This is a genomic window from Bacillus sp. sid0103 (assembly GCF_019219025.1).
On sequence record NZ_JAHUWN010000008.1, the window covers coordinates 12697 to 32944 of the forward strand.

The 20248-nt window shown below is 38.6% G+C and carries 13 protein-coding genes; 8 read left to right on the forward strand and 5 right to left on the reverse strand.

The features are described 5' to 3' along the window. Positions 1-172 precede the first annotated feature (172 nt). On the reverse strand, positions 173-1948 hold the full coding sequence (locus KW850_RS10530) for a vWA domain-containing protein (protein WP_218347529.1): 1776 nt from the start codon (positions 1946-1948) through the stop codon (positions 173-175). A 200-nt stretch (positions 1949-2148) separates the two neighbouring features. On the opposite strand from KW850_RS10530, the gene KW850_RS10535 reads away from it, so the two are divergent. From KW850_RS10535 to KW850_RS10545, 3 genes are read left to right on the forward strand one after another with little or no spacing between them, the layout of a single operon-like run. Continuing rightward, a complete protein-coding gene (locus KW850_RS10535) occupies positions 2149-2298 on the forward strand; it encodes a hypothetical protein (protein WP_218347530.1) in 150 nt (49 codons plus the stop codon). Next, complete coding sequence (locus KW850_RS10540) at positions 2276-3223, forward strand: hypothetical protein (RefSeq protein ID WP_218347531.1); 948 nt, start codon at positions 2276-2278, stop codon at positions 3221-3223. The genes KW850_RS10535 and KW850_RS10540 overlap by 23 nt, the downstream gene beginning before the upstream one ends. A 16-nt stretch (positions 3224-3239) precedes the next feature. After that, the gene (locus tag KW850_RS10545) at positions 3240-5021 is read left to right on the forward strand and encodes a hypothetical protein (protein ID WP_218347532.1); all 1782 of its coding nucleotides are present in this window, start codon (positions 3240-3242) and stop codon (positions 5019-5021) included. Positions 5022-5309: 288 nt separating this feature from the next. Here KW850_RS10545 and KW850_RS10550 read toward each other — a convergent pair whose 3' ends face one another. Further along, the gene (locus KW850_RS10550; protein ID WP_218347533.1) at positions 5310-5609 is read right to left on the reverse strand and encodes a DUF4359 domain-containing protein; all 300 of its coding nucleotides are present in this window, start codon (positions 5607-5609) and stop codon (positions 5310-5312) included. 89 nt (positions 5610-5698) lie between these two features. Here KW850_RS10550 and KW850_RS10555 point away from each other — a divergent pair, with 89 nt between their 5' ends. Together KW850_RS10555 and KW850_RS10560 are read left to right on the forward strand one after the other, a co-directional pair. Next, on the forward strand, positions 5699-6394 hold the full coding sequence (locus tag KW850_RS10555) for a hypothetical protein (RefSeq protein ID WP_218347534.1): 696 nt from the start codon (positions 5699-5701) through the stop codon (positions 6392-6394). Between the two features lie 288 nt (positions 6395-6682). Beyond that, the gene (locus KW850_RS10560; RefSeq protein ID WP_218347535.1) at positions 6683-7615 is read left to right on the forward strand and encodes a CPBP family intramembrane glutamic endopeptidase; all 933 of its coding nucleotides are present in this window, start codon (positions 6683-6685) and stop codon (positions 7613-7615) included. Between the two features lie 40 nt (positions 7616-7655). Here KW850_RS10560 and KW850_RS10565 read toward each other — a convergent pair whose 3' ends face one another. Then, positions 7656-8267 (reverse strand): hypothetical protein, encoded by a 612-nt coding sequence (locus KW850_RS10565; RefSeq protein WP_218347536.1) that lies wholly within the window; start codon positions 8265-8267, stop codon positions 7656-7658. A 348-nt stretch (positions 8268-8615) separates the two neighbouring features. On the opposite strand from KW850_RS10565, the gene KW850_RS10570 reads away from it, so the two are divergent. Continuing rightward, entirely contained in the window at positions 8616-10037 is a 1422-nt protein-coding gene (locus KW850_RS10570; RefSeq protein WP_308128784.1) for an Ig-like domain-containing protein, read from the forward strand. Between the two features lie 84 nt (positions 10038-10121). On the opposite strand, the gene KW850_RS10575 is transcribed toward KW850_RS10570, so the two are convergent. After that, a complete protein-coding gene (locus tag KW850_RS10575) occupies positions 10122-10694 on the reverse strand; it encodes a 3D domain-containing protein (RefSeq protein WP_218347538.1) in 573 nt (190 codons plus the stop codon). Between the two features lie 396 nt (positions 10695-11090). Between KW850_RS10575 and KW850_RS10580 the strand changes: the two genes are divergently transcribed. After that, positions 11091-14084, forward strand: a complete 2994-nt coding sequence (locus KW850_RS10580) for a S8 family serine peptidase (RefSeq protein ID WP_218347539.1) — start codon at positions 11091-11093, stop codon at positions 14082-14084. Between the two features lie 42 nt (positions 14085-14126). Here the strand turns inward: KW850_RS10580 and tagU are convergent, their stop codons facing one another. Further along, a complete protein-coding gene (gene tagU / locus KW850_RS10585; protein ID WP_218347540.1) occupies positions 14127-15056 on the reverse strand; it encodes a polyisoprenyl-teichoic acid--peptidoglycan teichoic acid transferase TagU in 930 nt (309 codons plus the stop codon). 292 nt (positions 15057-15348) lie between these two features. Between tagU and KW850_RS10590 the strand changes: the two genes are divergently transcribed. Beyond that, on the forward strand, positions 15349-20229 hold the full coding sequence (locus tag KW850_RS10590; RefSeq protein ID WP_218347541.1) for a bifunctional 2',3'-cyclic-nucleotide 2'-phosphodiesterase/3'-nucleotidase: 4881 nt from the start codon (positions 15349-15351) through the stop codon (positions 20227-20229). Positions 20230-20248 lie beyond the last annotated feature (19 nt).

Below are 20248 nucleotides of genomic sequence, written 5' to 3' on the forward strand. Positions count from 1 at the left end.
CCACAAATGGTGCCTGACACCCTATTTCAGGCGCTTCCGCTTTTCTTTTTGTCCGGCTGCAGCGCCTAGGGGCTCGGGTCATAAGCCAATCCGTCCTGAAGGTTAAAAAGCAACCTTCACGCCGGCTCGTCTTATGCCTGTCGCCCCTGAGCAAGGCGCCTCCGCTTTTCTTTTAACTGATATACTCTATAAATATTGATTTATTAACCTTTTTTAGAACGATTCTTAGACGATCGTTTTTCTTTATTTCAAAGCCCTTTTTGGCATCGATGGCGCGTCCGCCTTTTTCAATGGTACCGTCTGAGTTGTTGATGAGCAGAAGCTTATCGCCGGCAGCAGGTTTGAAAATGATTTGCTCGGTTTCGGCGAATTCAGGTGCCAGAGACAGGAGTTGATGCATGCGGAACTTCCTTTTAAACCCCTTTAACTTTTTGTATTGTGGATTGGTTCGTTCGCCTGTATCTTCATCCTTCATTTCCACAACGATTTGCCCGCTAAAGCCGCGGCTGGCTTGCTTCATTTTTGCTAATAGAATAGAAACAAGGGCTACAAGCAGGAGGGCGCCAACAACGGCCGCAACTAGATAAAGCCACGGAAAAGGCTTCTCGTCTTCCGTATTTGCAGGTTTGACTGCAGCAGGAGACTTGGCTGTATGTTGAACCGTAATCTTTTGTGGTGAGGTTTCCCGGAAAAAGCTATTGTCTTCCGCTTTGACAACCACCTCATAACTAGAGGCATTTCCAAGCTTGAATTGTCCTGTAAAGGCTTGATCATCAGCGGTTAAAGCAACCTCCTCCGTTTTGCCTTTATCAAGGTCCTTCACAAAAAGTGTTGCTTTCATTGCTTGATAGATATCTTTATCAGAAATAACGGTGCCGTTATCTTCAAAAAAGGCACTTATTTTGACTGTGTCACCTGCTTTGTAGATCTGTTTAGCAAGTGGACTCAGCTTAAGCTGTAAATCATAGTTAAAAACGAGATTAACATCGATTTTATCCTGATTGACGCCTTTAACCTTCAGAGTCCAATCACCTTGTATGGGCTTCAACAGCTTTACCATCGAGTAAGTTTTTGATTTTGAAAATAGGACTTGGTCGGAAGGAATGGCAAGCTCCTGACCGGAAGGATTCACCAACTTTACCTCGACTGGTTTACTAGACATCAGCGAAATATTGGCTTCTAACACATTTTCATTGGGGACATGTATGTTGATATCCTGAAATTGGCCGTTCCCGACAATTTGTTTCAAAGGGACAACTTTTAACTTTAGGTGGTTGGCAAAGATTTCACTAAGAATGCCAGGCAGCTTGTCAGCTGAGGTTGCTTCGAAGAATTTGCCGTTTGTCTGTTTGGCTACATCGGTGAGAACGTCTTTGTTCAGCTTGCCGTTTGCGTTTAATCCAATTGTATAGATTGGATACCCCTTTTCCTTTGCGGCAGTGATGGCTTTTTCCAAATCGCTATTCGCTTCTTTTAAAGTCTTAGCCTTTTTGGGATCCATTTCGTTATTTCCATCAGCAAGAAGGACAATCAGCGGGTAGTAATCCTGTTCATGGCTGGAATCGAGCACCTTTACAGCCTCGCTAACCCCGGTTGATAAATCCGTATATGTGTATTTCTCAAGAGAATCAATAAAATCCTTGAGATCTTTCTTATCCTGATTCGAGCGGATTTTAACTAATGCCTTTTCGCGCATAACCGCATCTGCATACGCGATGGCGCCAATTTTATCACCATTAAAGGAGGCCATATCAATGAACATCTTCATCGCTTCATTGCTAATATTCCTAGGGTCGCTGCTTTTCATTGAATTACTAACATCCACGACTAGCATCCCTTCTATTCGGGAAGTGGAATTTAATGGACTGGCAGCACGTACACTATAATAGTTCATGCTGCAGAAAAGACACGCGATTACTATAAAACTACTTATCCATTTTTTTAACATGTGTGTGCAACCTCCAACAGCAGTTTCCTTTTCGGGTAATAGTTATAATTTTTGCAATATACTCTCATTTTACCATCGTTACCCTATTATTCCCAAACATATCCTATCTTTAAATATTAAAATATTACCATTATAATATACTAAATGAATTTTTTGGAAATTATCGCCTCACCCAAAACTGTCAAAGAGGGGAAGAACGAATGTATAGCATTGTATTTACGAGCCTGCTAGTTTTAATTCTTATCTGGAAAACGTTTAAATTAGTTAAAAACAAACGGAACAGTGGAAATTTCGATGATATCGACGATGAGTTGGTCATCATGTTGAATGAAGGTGATTCCAATCGCTAAGCAAGCCATCCAGCTTTCCAAGAAAAATAGGACGAAATATTGTTATCAAAAACTGAAAATGTGTAAAAAGTGCAATCGTTATTCTGTTTTAAAAGAGGAAGAATGCCCAACATGCGGTTCGACTTTTGTGGGGATCGAGAGCATCGTCCATTCAATTTTTCGAAACCGTTTATTTACGGAAGCTATAAGAATATTGATTCTGGTTTGTATTGGAATTGTAGCGGCTCCAACGGTAAAAACGCTCTATCTCTCGTTAATCACTGGGGTCATTTTTGTGAGTAGCTATATCATTCTCACGGTCACTTTTATGAAAAGTGAATATTTTATGGTGCTGAAAAAGCTGCTTCGCGCCGACTTTCGAAAAATTCAAGCCGGTATTCAGTTTGATAGCAACCTTGCCAAAGAGGATGTCAAAGCGGGAAAACTGGCCCCGGCCTATGATAAGCTGCGTGAGATTGGTGATTTTATTTATAGCGATCAGGTGAAAATACGCCGAGTCATGGTCTTGAATGATATCGTGCTAAGAAGAGACATGGAGCTTGAACTTGAATCTCTTATTCCTTCATCCTATGATAAGGATTTTGTGAAATATGCCCTGGAGATATTAAAAATCAATCGGACCCTGTTTACCAAAAAGTGTATCGCCTATTTTATTCAATATCGGGATGCTATTGTAAAGGATTTCGGGATCGATTCACTTATTGCTGCCGCTGGGACGGCGTTACGAATGAAACTGTACATTCAAGAATTCTCAGACTTCATTGAGGAATTCCTTGAATATTTTCCAAAGGACCGGTTTTTAAGGCTGTGCAATATTCTCTATTCAAACCCAGATGCAAAGTGGGGCAGTCTTGAGGAAAAAGCAAAGCGTTTGGTTGCAATCAAATATCATTATGATCCTGATTTTAAACGGTTTGTTTCGTAGAAAGGATTATAAAATCATGTTTAAATCAACCCTATACAAAAAAGTAAATTGGTCCCGGAATGTTTCCTTACTTATTCTGGCTATATTGCTTGTCGGTGTGAGCGGAAAAATCATCATGGCGCATGAAAAACTAAGAACCTATAAGGAAGCGGTAAAGCTTTATCAGTCAGGAGAATTAGTGGCAGCGGAAGAAAAGTTTCGGGCAGCTAAACTGAATGTTTTTGTGACAGACCACAACAAAGACATCAATCAAAAGCTCTCTATCCTCTCACCTATTCGAAAAGCCATGGAAGAATTCGATAACAAAGCAGCCAATTATAAGGAAGAGAACGACCTCGATAAGCTTGTATCGATTTATGACCGCTGGCAGGAAAGCCAGAAAAAATGGGTGTCAGGCACCAGCGTTCAAAAGGATATGTACGGAGAAATGGTGGCGTTGACGAATATGGATAGGGATATGAAGGGATATTTTTCGACGATTAAGAAGGTGAACCTTGATAAATTAGTACATGATTCAATCAATGGTATTTCTGAAGAGGAGGAGATCTATACTATCCTCAACAAAATTCCAATTGAATATTACGGCAAACGCTCGTCCGCCAAGACAAAAGAAGTCCAAACAGCGTTCGAAAACTATTACTCCACAAAGCTCAATAAAATAATCGGAAATGGCTCTGTTTCATCCATTGTAGATGAGGGAAACAGACAATTTAGTGCCCTCAAGGTATTGTCAATGGATTCGGACTGGCTCGAGGAAACACTCGATGCGAACCTATTAAGGATTGTAACAAAGGCGATGAATAAAAAGGATTATGCAGCCTATGCCGACGCAGCGAGCACGATCAAAAAATTAGAGGGGAATATGAACGATACGAAAGTTTTTGTTTATATTGAAAAATCCACAGGTGAGGCTTTAACGAAAGCAGAAAATCTTACAGCGGCGAACCAATACAAAGATGCGATCAGCATCTATGTAGCGTTAAAACCATTGAGGGACACCGCAAAATTAATTTCAAAAGCAAATCTTGCTTGGGATAAATATCAACCCATTCGTGTCTTGGAGCGCTTATATACTGGAAAAGAATTTTCAACAGTCGTGAAGGCTAGCAACAAATTTGGTGCTGATAGCGTTGTTGCTGCTATCTCCACCGACGGCGGCATTTATTATGGCCAACTGACCGGTGAAGAAGCGATGGTGGTAACGGAGGGTTCAATCGAAGGGGCACCGGCCATTCATAAGCTCGTGTTTCAAAGCAGTTTAAGTTCATCTGATCATCCTGTTATTTATATTGATGCAAAGTCATCAGAGCGGAAGCACCGTTACTTGGCCTATGAAGTCAGCGGTGGATCCATGGTGAACATTCTTGATGTCGAAGCAGATGGTTTGACCATTGAATCGAACCAAGTTTTAGTGGTTGATAATCCAGTTGGACAGGGAGAAGGCGAACTCGCCTACTTTGAACCAGATCTTAATAGGAAGTATCAATTTACCCAAACAAAGGAAACCTATGAAGATATCAACGTAGAGGAAATTGCGAACTACTATGGGAAAAAAGTTCGTTTTACCGCCTATACCGATTCTCAGCTAGATGACGGAATGTTGGTTACCTTATCGGAAACCTTTAATGAAAGTACAGAGGAATGGAAGAAAACATATTTGTTATTAAAAGGCTACTCCGAATTTACAACGTACACCAGTTATACAGTGAGTGGCGTTTTTGATAGCTATACAGATATTACCGATGAAAATGGCGAATCGCTGCATGTCCCTGTTTTCCAAGTAGGAAAAGTCGAATAATCATAGAAGGCCAACCGAAGGCAGATGCCAACGTTTGGTCTTTTTTTATAGGCTGTGTTATATATGGATGTTGATTTCCGCTCCAGGCGCGTGCGGTTCAAGGGCGTTGCGGGGAACCTCCTCGTCGCTTTGCTCCTGCGGGGTCTCCCCAGCTCCGTACTCCCGCAAGAGTCTCGCGCGCCTTCCGCTTCATTCAACATGGCTAAAATATCAATAATAAACCTTTAACACAGCCTTTTTATAAAAAAAATAGCCAGTCCCAAAAGAGACCGGCCATTGACTAACGATTTATTCTGCACTGGAGATCGTGATAAATTTATTGAATATGCCAATCGATGTGACTGTTCCTAATCCTACTTCGGAAAAGTCGGTTTTGTAGATCGAAAAAATAAAATAATCCTTCTGTGTGGTTCCTGCATCGAAAATAGATTTCCCTGCTAGAGATAATACCCCTTTTTCGATTAAGTTTGAAGATTTATCCATTGTTTTGTGATTAACCCAGTCGATGTAGGCAGAACGTCCCGGATTAGTTACGGATAAAATTAAAATCACAGCGATGAAAACAACGATCGGAAACAGACGTCTCATTTTAGCAATCTCCTAACTCGTATTTTTAGATTGTAAATTTTTATTTAATAACGATAAATTGAAAAATAACTCTATTTATCTATGAAAAAATGACTAACTATCAACAAGGCAACCAACAGCCTAACCAATATTTAGAAAGTGCCAAGAAAATTTCGAAAATGTACTTTGGCTTCTTTGTAGAAGTATTGAAAAGGCCTTATGCTAGTTCGAAAGCTGTCGGAGAAGATCACTTTGTTAATGCTATCATTACTATTATTCTATATTCTTTAATTATTCCATTTATGCTTTATTTTGGATTAAAAGGAGTAGCATCTACCGTTAATGATTTTGGCAGTATGTTTGGTACGGAAATGGATATTCAACCACCATTTACAGATGTAGTGATCAAGCCGACCTTTGCCTATGCACTCTTTATCCTACTAATTGCCACGTATACATTTGCTGCGGTTAAATTAGGTAAAGTAAATCCTTCGTATAAATCCGTAATTTCGAGATTTGGTTCATTCCTTATTCCGTTTTTAGCTATTCTAATAGTCGCATTTGTTTTGGCAATTTTAAAGATTGAATGGTTTGTTTTATTCCTTTTCTTGGGCTTTTCGACAACCTTTTTCCTTGTGCCGCCATTAGTGATTGCGAGCTTTAAAAAGGAAAGTCAACAAGGCTTAGATGTTATTTATGCGACGTTAGTTACTTACGTATTAACATTTATTACGATTGGGATTATGGCTCGTATCCTATTTGAACAACTTATTTCAGTAATCGAAGACGCAATGTCATTCTTTTAATCAGGAAAGCTTGATGAGTACTTGAGACTCTATCAAGCTTTTTATTTTAGAATAAGGACAAGAATGATTATTTTAGTGATATTTAACTACCAATATGCTAAATTATTACTAATATAATTTTGATGAAATGAGGGGATCATTTCGTGACGAGAAAATGGAAGTGGACGATTGCATGCTTCATGTTCCTGCTTTTTATGAATGCGTTTGGGATTATAGCAGTAAAGCTCTTAGGCAGGTAAGGGGAAACAAGTTTTCTCCATCAAATTTTTCAGGTAGGGATTGATGAGGATGACAACAGATTTAACCAAACCAATATCTAGAAAATTGCTATTTGCCCTACTTATTGTAACATTTGGTGCGGAAATTCTTCTTTACCTAACTCGTTACAGTTCTTTGGCCAGCACACTATATGATGCTGTCATGGTTTCCTCGTTTTTCATCGGCTGGAAACTTCATCGGAGACTAGGAAAGAAACAGGAAAGTCCCAAAAGACCACTTCAGCTGATGCTTCAATTCACGGGAGCCTTTTTGATTTTTTTCCTAGGAAGTATGTTTGTTAATGTGTTTTCTAGTCTCACCTTTGAAGATTTTAACAAGGATTATGATCAATATGTTCAAGACTACACGGCGTCACAATCCTTTGAAGTGGAAGAGGGAGTGGAAGATCCTTCTGCCTTTTCCAAGGAACCAAGTTGGGCGTTTTTTGAAAAAGTAGATTTAATTGGTTCTGATATATTTACCGATATCTTGGCTGGACTGGAAGAAGTGTGGCGGCTCGCCTATATCATTCTCCTGCTCGTGGTTTGTAAAAAGGTGTTTCCACGGCGCTGGGAGAGTGGGTCAAGAGATGGATTCTTAATGGCAGCATTGTTTATCACCTCCATTCTTTTTGGGATTGACCATACTCTTGATACCGAGCAGCCATGGTCGATTCGCGTTGGGGCAATTGTAACCTTTGCCAATATGGGGCTCTTGTTTGGGATTATTCTAGTATGGACACGGAATCTTTGGATGACGGTTATGATCCATGCTTTATACGATATAACAGCAACTCTTTCATGGTATTATATCGATTATGCAGTGGAATATTTCACATTGGGGATTGTAATTGTCCACTTGTGTCTCCTTGGGTTTGAAAAATCACATCAAAAACGAATATTACGTCAGATGATACCGGTTCAGGAAGACGGGTTTGAAGAGGTGTCGCAACAAATTGAATAAAATGAAAAGAGGCTCCCAGAAGGTTGCACAGCCTCTTTTTTTATTGTTCTACCAAATAGGATTTGGAGTTTATCCAGTACTGAATCGTCCCATTAACGTGCCGTTTATATTTAATCTTTTCCTGTTCAAAACCCTCGATTAAACTATCCACAGCTAACTCGTGTTTTACACTAAGTTCGATTAAAGCTTTATTTAATTGAATCTGGTCAGAATGGATGGGGTCCTTAATGGCCGTCATCATATCAAGGCGGTGTTCAATCACAGTGATTAGATCCTGGTGGTGCTCATCGAAGCTAGTTGATGTTGGTAGTTTTGTTACTTTGATTAAAATATTTTCTTGTTTTCCTCTACTTTCGACTATATTTGCAAGATTACCAGCCAGAAAGTTATTCAGAATGGTTTCACTTTGTTGGTTATAATCATGGGCTTTCATTATATAGGAGGTTACTCCTAGTTCCTTTTGAGTCCAATATTCTTTTAATAATAGAAAGCCGGTCACCATCAACAGGATGATGGCGATTATCGTTATGATCCATTTTTTAAAAGGGTATCTTTTACGGGGAATGACCTGTTTATCGTAATGATGGGTAAGGGCATTAATCTGCAATTCTTCTAATTCCTGTTTCACTTTTTGTTGGGCGGTTGTCAGCATCTTACTGCCCTCCATTTATTCTAGAATGGGTAATTTTTAACTATTACTATCCTACTACAAAAAGTGACATAAAATCCATATTTTCTCCATTTTTTCTAAATGTTGATAGGGGGGGCGGCGCTCTTTAAGAAAATTGAGGGTATTTCCCGAGAAATGACGATATATCTGCAAGGGTGTCAGGCATAAAAATCTAGGAATAATCTACTATATTTGTCATGGGAAACTAATAAAGGAATGTGAAAAGTTTGTTGAAAAATGCCGAAATATCTATAAGGTTTATCAGTATCTATTAAAACATTAGTTATGGTATTGTAGGAACAAATGAAAATTACAGAGGGGGCTTTACTAGTGTTAAAACGTTTTTTAATTGGATTTATTATTTTATGTTTAGGGTTTTTAGTTTTTCCCTATAGCCAAAAGGCTGAGGCCAGCACTGTATCAAAGAAGCAGCTGATTATTGTCAACAAAAAGGTTAATAAACTAGCATTTTACGAGAATGGTAAATTAGTAAAAACATACAATGTTGCTACTGGAAGAACCTCTAGACTAACCCCGGAAGGGACCTTTTACATAAGAGAAAAAATTAAAAACAGACCATACTATAAACACAATATTCCAGGTGGGGATCCTCGGAATCCACTGGGAAAACGCTGGATGGGGTTAAGTAAACAAGAAAATGGCGGCTATCCATACGGAATTCACGGGAACAGTAATGAAAGTTCCATTGGAAAATATGTTTCTGGCGGATGTATCCGGATGCATAATAATGAAGTAATTGAATTATTCAGTAAGGTTAAGGTGGGAACAAAAGTAGTGATTACTTCCTCGAAAAAAACCTTTAATCAACTAGCGGCACCTTATTATAAAAATATTGACATTAAGGCTCCAACTTTTCCGACCATTAGTACTGTTTCAGACAAATCAAAAGAAGTGTCAGGTGTAACGGAAAAGGGAGCAACGGTTACCGTTAAAATTGGTTCTAAAAAATACACCAAAACAGCAGATTCGCAGGGTAAATTTAAGGTGACTATCCCGAAACAAAAGGCTGGCAAAAAACTATATTTATCAGCAAAGGATAAAGCAGGAAACATCAGTAATACGAAAACAGTTGTGGTAAAGGACAAAACAGCCCCAGTTGTTAGTGGAGTCAGCAATAACGCATTTTATAACAAAGATGTTAAGGTTACCTTTAATGAAGGAAAAGCAACATTGAATGGAACAGCAATTAAAACTGGATATGTGGCTAAAGCAGATGGAAAACGCACTTTAGTAGTGAAAGATGCGGCTGGTAACAAGACAACGGTAGTGTTTACTATTGACAAAACAGCCCCAGTGGTTAGCGGAGTAAGTAATAACGCTTTTTATAACAAAGATGTTAAAATCACCTTTAATGAAGGAAAAGCAACATTGAATGGAACAGCAATTAAAACTGGATATGTGGCTAAAGCAGATGGAAAACGCACTTTAGTGGTAAAAGATGCAGCTGGAAACAAGCGAACTGTAGTGTTTACGATTGATAAAACAAATCCAGCAAAACCAAAGGTAATCACTGTTCCTGAGAGCACAACAACATTGATTACTGGGACAGCGGAGGCAAAGTCTACTATTACAATTAAAGTGGGTAGCGCTGTTATCGGAACTGGTACAGTTGATGCGCTTGGGAACTTCAAGATTGTGATCAAACCACAATTAATCAATACTGAATTAATCGTTACTGCAACAGATGCTGCGAAGAATGTAAGTGAAGAAATTATTGTTACAGTTATGTAAATGTAAATTGTAAATTAAACATCTTTTCCAATATTTTAACCAAAAAAGTCCCAAGTGAATGAACTCACTTGGGACTTAGCTTTGCTATTTTAATATTTGAACTTTAACTGTTTTTCTTCCCCATTGAATGGCTTTCTTATAAGAAGGAACGAAGATATCGATTTTTTTCCCTCTAATGGCACCGCCTGTGTCACCGGCAATGGCATAGCCATAACCTTCAACATAAACCTTCGTGCCAAGCTTAATAACTTTTGGGTCAACAGAGATGACCTTAAGATTTGGATTTTTCTTTAGGTTTAAACCTAAGGCAGTGATTCCAGAACATCTTTTACAATTTGCTGTATAAGCTGTTGCTTTAACAGTAATTGTCTTGACTACTTTTAACTTCTTTGAGTTTGTTGTAGTAGTTTTGGCTTTCACAGCCGGCTTACTAGCAGTACCGCTAGTTATCTTTAACGTTTGATTCGGATGAATTGTATTTGATTTAAGGTTATTCCATTTTTTTAATGAACTTACGGATATTTTATATGTTTTTGCAATACGATAAAGCGAATCTCCACTCTTAACTTTATATGTATTGGATGCTGCAAATGCGCCAGTACTACTTCCAAATAACACCATACCCGCCAAACTAAACATGACTAGGAATTTCTTCATTTCTTAAAACCCCTTTCTTCTGTTATATAAAAGTTACCACAATAATATTACACAAATATTTCAATAGCTTACTAGTTTCATGACAAATGCATAAAATTAAGATTTCATTAATTCATTTTGGTGTCAGGCACCACTCGTGGACAAAACCATCCGATTTGTCCGTGTGGAGTGGACGTTTCTGGAGTGTGGGATTGTTTTATATGGCTAAGAGAATAGTATTTAAGGGTTTTTAAATTGAGGTTTTGTATATTATGAGGTTTTAATTGATATTAATTTCATCTTTTTTCATTAATAGATTACAAATTATATTGCTCCCAATCCCCCTAATCTATAAGCAAAATGATAAAATGAATAGAGTGATATATTACGTGAAACAAACATAATGGGGGATAACTAGTGAAATACATTTGGTCACTTAGCTTGATGGTACTCAGTTTACTATTTATGTCTTTTGACGCCAATGCTGATGGGATCAACGCCCATCCTAAAAAAATCGATCCGTATGTCTTATTTAAGGAGAAGTCGGAATATGTTGCCGCGGAATTGATTGTCAAATTTGCACCAGGTACATCCCAAACGGAACGTGAGGACCTCCTTAAACAAGTAGATGTAATAGAAGAAACCCGTTTAGATGATCAGGATTTCTCTCTGGTTAAAGTCACGCAAGGCGCGAAGTTAGCAGAGATTGCGAAACGGTTATTAATGAGTAAAAAAGTGCTTTTAGTCGAACCAAACTATAAGTACAAAAAAACCTATGTACCAAAGGAGCCGAGCTACAGCCGGCAATGGTACCTTAATAAACTTCAACTCCCAAAAGCATGGGACAAAACCAAAGGCTCATCAAAAATCACCGTTGCGGTAATTGATGGCGGGGTTCAAAAAGATCACCCTGACCTAAAAGGAAAAATCGTCAGCCCTTACAATGCAGTAACAGGTTCTTCCAGTTATTATCCCGATGAACATGCTACACATGTGGCTGGAATTATTGCGGCAAGCTTTAATAAGTATGGAATTGCTGGGATATCTCCAGATGTAAAGATCATGCCTATTAACGTTTTCCAAGGAAATGAAGCAAGTGCTGAAACGGTAATACGAGGCATTTATTATGCAGTGGCCCATCATGCAGATATCATCAATATGAGCCTCGGTGATGATAATTATAGTCACCTATTAGAAGCTGCAACTAAATATGCAAAATCAAAAGGGGTTGTGCTCGTTGCTGCCGCTGGTAACTCTAGTACCTATTTGCCGATGTATCCAGCTGCATCCGAGGGTGTAATAGGTGTAAGTGCAACGGATCGAAATGATAGAATTGCCAGTTTCTCAAACTATGGAAAAAACATTGATCTAGCTGCTCCAGGTGTCGATATCTATTCAACCGTAGCGGGAAGCACGTATGCTGCTTTTGACGGGACATCCATGGCCGCACCAATGGTTTCAGGAATAGCTGCACTTGTCCGGTCGAAGAACCCATTTTTAAGTCCCAGCCAGGTAGAAGCCATTCTTAAAAGCTCAACCGTTGACCTCGGCAGCAAGGGATGGGATGAGGATTTCGGGTATGGAAGAATTGATGCGTATAAGGCCGTTTCCAAAACAGCCGCACCCATTTCAACGATAACTGCTCCGAAAACCTATACAATGACAGGGAAAAATAAAGCTGCTTTCTCATTTAAAACAACAAGTAAGACCAAGGTTTCATTATCAATAAAAGATGCACATGGAAAAACAATCAGGAAAATACTATCCAATAAATCCTCATCAGGAGCAAAAATATCAGCCTCTTGGGACGGAAAAACAGCAAGTAAAAAGTTTGTATCGACGGGTACCTATAAAGTGGAAGTGAAAATCACCAAAGGATCGGACAGCCTTAAGAAAAGCACGACTATAAAGGTTATCAATCATACCAAACCTGCCATTATGGTGTCAGGCACCACCTATACCTACTCACCAAAAGTAAGCAGTAAGGTTACCATCCCTTACGAGTTAACGCAGAAAGTTAAAGTATCTGCTGTTGTGACGGATCAGTCCGGTAAAACTGTAAAGAAAATTCTTTCTAAAAAATCTAAGTCTGCTGGTAAGCATTCATTAGTTTGGAATGGGAAAACAACAAAAGGGCATCTCGTGAAGGATGGGACATACCAAATTGTTATGTCATTCACGGATAGCCATGATAAACAAGGAAAACCAAAAAAGATTCAACTGAAAGTGGATAGCGTCCGGCCAACAGGAGAACTTTCACTTTCATCCACCCTTTTTAAAATGGACAATAAAACCACGAGCATAATTCGAGTGAAATTAAAAGAAAGTTCAACTATGATTGTTCATGTGGTCAATGAAAAAGGGACTATAATTAAGAAATTAATTAATAAACAAGCCAATCCTGGTATAATCAGCGCCAGTTGGAATGGAAAAAATGATAAAAATCAATTGGTCCCAGAAGGAACCTATCACTATTTCGTTCAGTTAAAGGATAAAGCAGGGAATATAACAAAATTCAACAGCACTTCGATTATCCTGCAGGACTGGCGCGTTCCGTCTATCTCATCAGGGAAAGATTATTATCTGAAAACAAAAGGTTCTTTGACAATTGATTACAACATTAGCAAGCCTGGAAAGGTTACGATTGGAATCTATCAAAACGGAAAACCCGTAACCACCATAAAATCAGATGCCGCAGAATTAGCAGGCCAGCATACTTTTACATGGGATGGCACGGATCAAGCCAAAAGTCTGCTCAACGATGGAGTTTATCAATATAACATTAAAGTGGTAGATAAGTATAATCTAACCCAAACATACTCGGGAAATGTCCATGTTGAGATTAATAAGATTGAAATTAGTTACCCTGCTGTGATCATGTTTTATCCAGGGGAAGGCAGTGAAGTCCATTACAAACTATCGCGTGCAGCACATGTGACGATAGAAATTTATAATCAATCGAATCAAAAGATAAAAACGATCGTACAAGATAAAACAGTAAATGAAGGAAGCCAATATTTTAAATGGCTTAGTGGAGATGAAAATGATGACACCTACTATTATGTCATCACAGCTAAGAACGCCTACGGCCAAAAGTCTGTTAAGGGGAAAATGACATCAACAGGCAATCCGGCATGGTTAGTGTCACATAGTTTTGGCTTCCACCTAGCATCAGACCAAATCTATAACGACCAATTATTGTTGAAAATTAACACAAAACAGCAAGTTACGGCAACCGTACATGTCTATCCCGATGCGGGCAGCTCCCAAATTGCTGAAAAGCAATACACGGTAAAATCAGGTTCAAGTACGATTGTCTATACCAAACTATCTAAATATTCCTGGTACTACTATTTAATTGAATACCGTGATTCATTAGGTAATGAATATTGGTATGAAATTAATGAGTAATACAAAAAACCCCTCTTCCAAATATCGGCAGAGGGGTTTTCCTTAGGTTGTTTCCAACTGTGTCTTCAATTCTGTCTGTATTCGTTGTTTTTCGTCATCTGGAACAATGTAGTAATAAATTCCGTTCATTCGTGTCCCTTTGCCTTTAATGGTCATTTGATCGATATTACTTCCTACAGTTTTGTAGTTCTTTTGAATAGAGACCATTTGATCAAAGGTAAGATTCGTTTTCACATTTTTTCCGAGTGCAGTAAAGATATCCCCGTAATTTGCAAGTGAAGATAAACTTGCACCCTCTTTAATGACACCTTGGATAATTTGGCGCTGGCGTATTTGCCGGCCGAAATCACCGCGAGGGTCTTCTTTCCTCATCCGAGTATAGGCAAGAGCCTTTTTCCCGTTCAAGGTCACTTCACCTTTAGGAAAATGATAGCCTCCATAAGAAAAGTCCAAATCATTAACGACCGTTATTCCGCCAACGGCATCAACAATATCCTTAAAACCTTCCATGTTGACTTTTACAAAATAATCAATCGGAATATCTAAGAAATGTTCAACCGTGTTCATGGCCATTTCTTCGCTTCCAAATGCGTAGGCATGGTTGATTTTATCCTCCGTTCCTTTACCAATAATTTCAGTGCGAGTATCCCTCGGAATACTTAGCATCTTTACGGTATTAAGTTTCGGATTAACTGATAAAACAATCATGGTATCTGACCGGCCTTTATCCCCTTTACGTTGGTCGACACCTAAGAGTAATACAGAAAACGGCTGTTTGTTTTGCAAAGATACTTCCTCAGTACGCTTTTCTGATTTCCGATCAACAGGGTGATGCATTGTTTCGACGGCAGTTTGTAATGAATTATATACTGAATAGGCATAAACCCCAATTCCAATCAAAAGCAAAAATAAAACAATTCCAGTTACGCGGAGCCACTTTCTCTTTTTCTTTTTGTTCTTGTCAGCTCTCATCTAGTTTTCCTCCACAACAATATTTTAAACCATATTTTAGAGTAGCAGAATTTATCGAAATTTAATACATTTATTTGAAAAACTTACATATTTTTTAATTGGGTTAAATGGAAAAAATTTTCCCAAGCTTCATTTTATAGTAATTTGTTGAGCGCAATAGGATTTAGAATAATAGGAAATATTTTTGTTGTAAAAATATGATAAATTTTCTCACAAAAGTCTATGATTCTTCCAAAAAAATTAGTAGAATAGTCATGCAATACCAATTATTTTGTCGAAGGGCGGAAAAAGTGTGAAGAGACAGATAAAAAGAAGCATGAAAAGACGTATGCTTAATGGTTCTCTAGCAACAGTGTTAGCGCTAACAACAATTCCTTTAAATATTTTCCCACATGCTGCTAAAGCTGAAGGAACCGGGAGTACTGCTACACTACGTATCTTAGAAACTACGGATTTGCATTCTAATGTGCTACCGTATGATTATTTCAAAGATGCACCAGTAACAAATTATGGTTTAGCTAAAACTGCTACATTAATCAAACAAGCTAGATCTGAAGTTGATAACTCCATGCTATTTGATGCTGGTGATACGATTCAAGGAAATCCACTTGCTAGTTATGTAGCAAAAGTAAATAAATTAGGACCAAATGATACTCATCCTATTTACAAAGCAATGAACTATTTAAAATATGATGCAGGTATTGTTGGTAACCATGAATTTAACTATGGATTAGACTACTTAAAAGATGTTCAGGAAGAAGTCCAATTTCCAATTGTAAACGCTAACATTTATAAGGACGACCACGATTCCGACTCAACCAATGATGTTAACTACTTCACTCCGTATAAAATAGTAGACAAAACGATTAAGGATGCTGACGGCAATGAACATGTGATTAAGGTTGGGGTCATCGGGTTTGCACCACCGCAAATCATGCAGTGGGATAAAGATAACCTGACTGGTAAAGTCATTACTAAAGATATTGTTGCTCAAGCTAATAAATTTATCCCACAAATGAAAGCGGATGGAGCAGATGTAATTGTAGCGATTGCTCACTCCGGCTGTGATATTGCTGCCGAAGGTCAAGAAGCTGCAGAGAATGCCGTTTACGATTTAACAAAAGTCCCTGGCATTGATGCAATGTTGTTCGGACATGCCCACGTGAACTTCCCTGGCGATGCTTCATTTAACGGCAAGAATGGTATCGATAACACGAATGGTACGATCAATGGTGTACAAGCTGTTGAAGCAGGCTTCTGGGGAAATAATCTTGGTGTACTTGATTTAGCTCTTGTTCAGGATACGGATGGCAAATGGACTGTTGATAAAGCTAATTCTAAATCTGTTAACCGTCCAGTTACAGCTGCTACCGCTTCAGACGAGACAATTGTTAGTGATACACAAGCTATTCATGACCAAACACTTGCATATGTCCGTGGAAAAATTGGTACAACGGAAATCCCAATGCACAGCTTCTTTACACGTGTCATGGATGACGCTTCCACACAAATCGTTAACAATGCACAAATGGATTACGTGAAGAAAGCCATTGCGGATACAGAATATAAGGATTATCCAGTTCTTTCTGCTGCAGCACCATTTAAGGGCGGCCGCGGTGGTGTGGCTGACTACACGAACATTACTAAAGGCGAGGTAACCATTAAGAGTGCAGCGGATTTATACTTGTTTGATAACACATTAAAAGCTGTTGAAGTAACAGGCGATCAAGTAAAGAGATGGATCGAAGAATCAGCGAAACAATTTAATACAATTGATCCTAATAAAGCTGAAGCTCAAGATTTACTTGATTACGATTTCCGTCCTTACAATTATGATGTCATTGATGGTGTTAAATATGAAATTGATGTTACGAAGCCAAAAGGAGAGCGCGTTGTTAACTTAAGAATGATGGATGGAACACCTGTTCAGATGGACCAAAAATTCATCGTAGCAACAAATAACTACCGTGCTGGCGGAAGCGGCGGCTTAGCTGAATTAAAATCTGCAAAAGTTGTCGTAGATTCTCCATTCGAAAATCGCCAAATCCTTATGGATTATATCACTGCTAAAGGTACAATCAATCCTGTAGCTGACAACAACTGGAAAATCGCTCCGATTGGCGGCGTTGCCAAAGCTGTCTTCCACTCTGCTCCAGAAGCAAAACCATACCTTGGTCAACAACCAGATGTAAAAGACCTTGGTGCATCAACAACTAAAGCAGGATACGAGTTGTATGAATTAGATCAAAACGTACACGTACAATTATTAGGAATCAATGATTTCCATGGTCAGCTTGATACTTGGAGATCTATCAAAGACTCTACTGGTAAAGTTGTCGATTACTCTGGCGGTGTCGAATGGTTAGCTGCTTACCTAAAAGACAGAGAAGCAACAAACCCTGCAAATACCCTAATGCTACAAGCTGGTGACCTTGTTGGAGCAAGCCCGCCAGTATCTGCATTATTACAAGATGAGCCAACTATCCGTATGATGAATGAAATCGGAATGGATGTTGGTACAATCGGTAACCATGAATTTGACGAAGGCGTAGCAGAAATGAAGCGTTTAATCCACGGTGGAGATCATCCGAAAACTGCACAATATGAAGCGAAATATGGCAAGTTTACTGGATCAACAATGGATTACGTTGTAGCAAACGTTGTTGATGAAAAAACAAATGAAACAATTTTACCTCCATATGCTGTTAAAGAAGTAGAGGGCGTTAAAATTGGCTTTATTGGTGTTGTAACAACTGAAACTCCAACAATTGTTACTCCAAAAGGTGTAGAAGGTGTTAAATTCACTGATGAAGTAACTGCAGTGAACAAATATGCAAAAGAATTAACGGATCAGGGCGTTAAAACAATCGTTGTTCTTGCCCACAATCCAGGCACATCAAAAACAGATGGTACAGCAGCAACTGGAAAAGTTGTTGACATGGCAAAAGCTATTGATCCTGCAGTTGACGTTATCTATGGTGCACATGACCATAAATATCTCAATACAAATGTTGATGGAAAAGTATTAGTTCAGTCTTGGTCTTATGGTACAGCCTTCTCTGATATTGATTTAACCATTGACCCTACTACTGGAGATGTAATCAAGGATCAAACTAAGGCTGAAGTGGTAGACACACTTCATAGCAAAATCACAGCTAATGCAAAAATTAAAGCTGAGCTTGACGGCTATCAGGAAGATATTAAACCAGTTGTCAGTCAAGTAGTTGGTACTACATCTGCTGCAATTACAAATGTGGCCAATACTTCTGGTGAATCTGCACTTGGTAACTTAATTGCTGATGGTATGCGCTCCGTAACAGGCACTCAATTAGGATTTATGAATTCTGGCGGTATTCGTAACCCACTTCCAGAAGGAACAATCACTTGGGGCGATTTATTCAAGGTTCAGCCATTTGGTAATGACCTAGTAACAATGACTGTCACTGGGGATCAAATTAGAACCTTATTAAATCAACAGTTCCAAGCACCACCAAGCTATAATAAAATCATGGCAATTTCTGGTCTGAAATATACTTGGAGTGATAATAAGCCATACGGCAGCAAAGTGCTTGATATTTATTTAGAAAATGGTACACCATTAGATCCAACTGCAGAATACACAATTACAGTAAACAACTTTATGGCAGACGGCGGCGACGGATTTGCGGTCCTTAAGTCTGGTAAGAATCGTGTAACAAACGTTGTTGACTTAGACGGATTTATTCAGTATTTCAAATCCTTACCTCAACCAGTTACTTCCCAAATTGAAGGAAGAATTGTCCTTGATAAAGAGGTAACTTCAGATGTTAATGAAGTAACAGACCAGTCAACAACTGTAACTGGTAAAACAGAAGCAGGGGCAACTGTTGTGGTAACAGCAGGTGACGTTAATAAAACTACTACTGCCTCTGAAGATGGAAACTTCTCTGTGGAAATTCCTGTACTAAAAGCAGGTACAGAAGTAGTTGTTACTATTACTGATAAAGCTCTTAATGTAAAAGAAGTTCGATTAACTGTAAAAGACGTAACGGATCCATTTGCACCTGTAATTGAACCAGTTACCAACCTTTCTACCGAAATTAAAGGTCATGGTGCAGAACCAGGTACACATGTTTATATCACTAATGGATTCAATTTGAAGTTACACTTAACAGCAGATTCTGAAGGTAAATTCAGTGCACCATTATTGGCGCCACTTAAAGAAGGTACTTTATTATTTGCATTCTCTGTTGATTTATCATTCAACTTAAGTCCAATTGGCTCTACAATGGTTCTTGATGTGATTGCGCCAAAAAAAGCTGTCGTAAATGCAGTAAGCAACAAAGATAAAGTTGTAACAGGAACTGCTGAAGCTGGTTCTACTGTCACGGTATCTAGCAGCAAAGGCAATCTTGGCATTGCGAAAACGGGTGTAGATGGTAAATTCTCTGTCACATTATCAGCTGTTCAAGCAGCAGGTACTGATTTAACGGTTGTAGTTTCTGATCCATCAGGTAATAAGAGCGAAACAACTGTTACCGTTCTTGATAAAATTGCTCCAGTTGTAAGCGGAGTGGTTAATAATGGTCTCTACAATAAAAATGTTACGGTTTCATTTAATGAAGGAACAGCTACTTTAGATGGAAAAGCCTTCAAAACTGGAACGCTGGTTGCTACAGAAGGAGTCCACACACTAGTGGTTACTGACGCAGCGAAAAACGTTACAACTGTGAAGTTTACGATTGATAAAACAGCTCCAAAAGTAACTGGCGTTGCAAACAATGGACTTTACAACAAGGATGTAACCATCTCCTTTAATGAAGGTAAAGCTTTATTAAATGGAAAAACTGTAGCAACTAAAACAGTTGTGAAAACAGACGGCACTTACACTCTAGTGGTGACGGATGCAGCTGGAAACAAAACAACTGTAAAATTTGCTATTGATAAAAAAGCTCCAAGCACACCTTCTGTTGATAAAATCACTGTGAATACTTCCAAAGTAACTGGTAAAGCAGAAGCATATTCAACAGTAGTAGTAAAAGTTAGCGGCAAAGTGATTGGTTCTAGAACTGCAGATAAATATGGCAAGTTCTCGATTACCATTGCTAAACAAAAAGCTGGCAAAGTGGTTGAAGTAGTAGCAATCGACAAAGCAGGAAATGTAAGTAAAACTGCTAAAGTTACTGTTAAATAATAGAACAAGAAAAAATCCC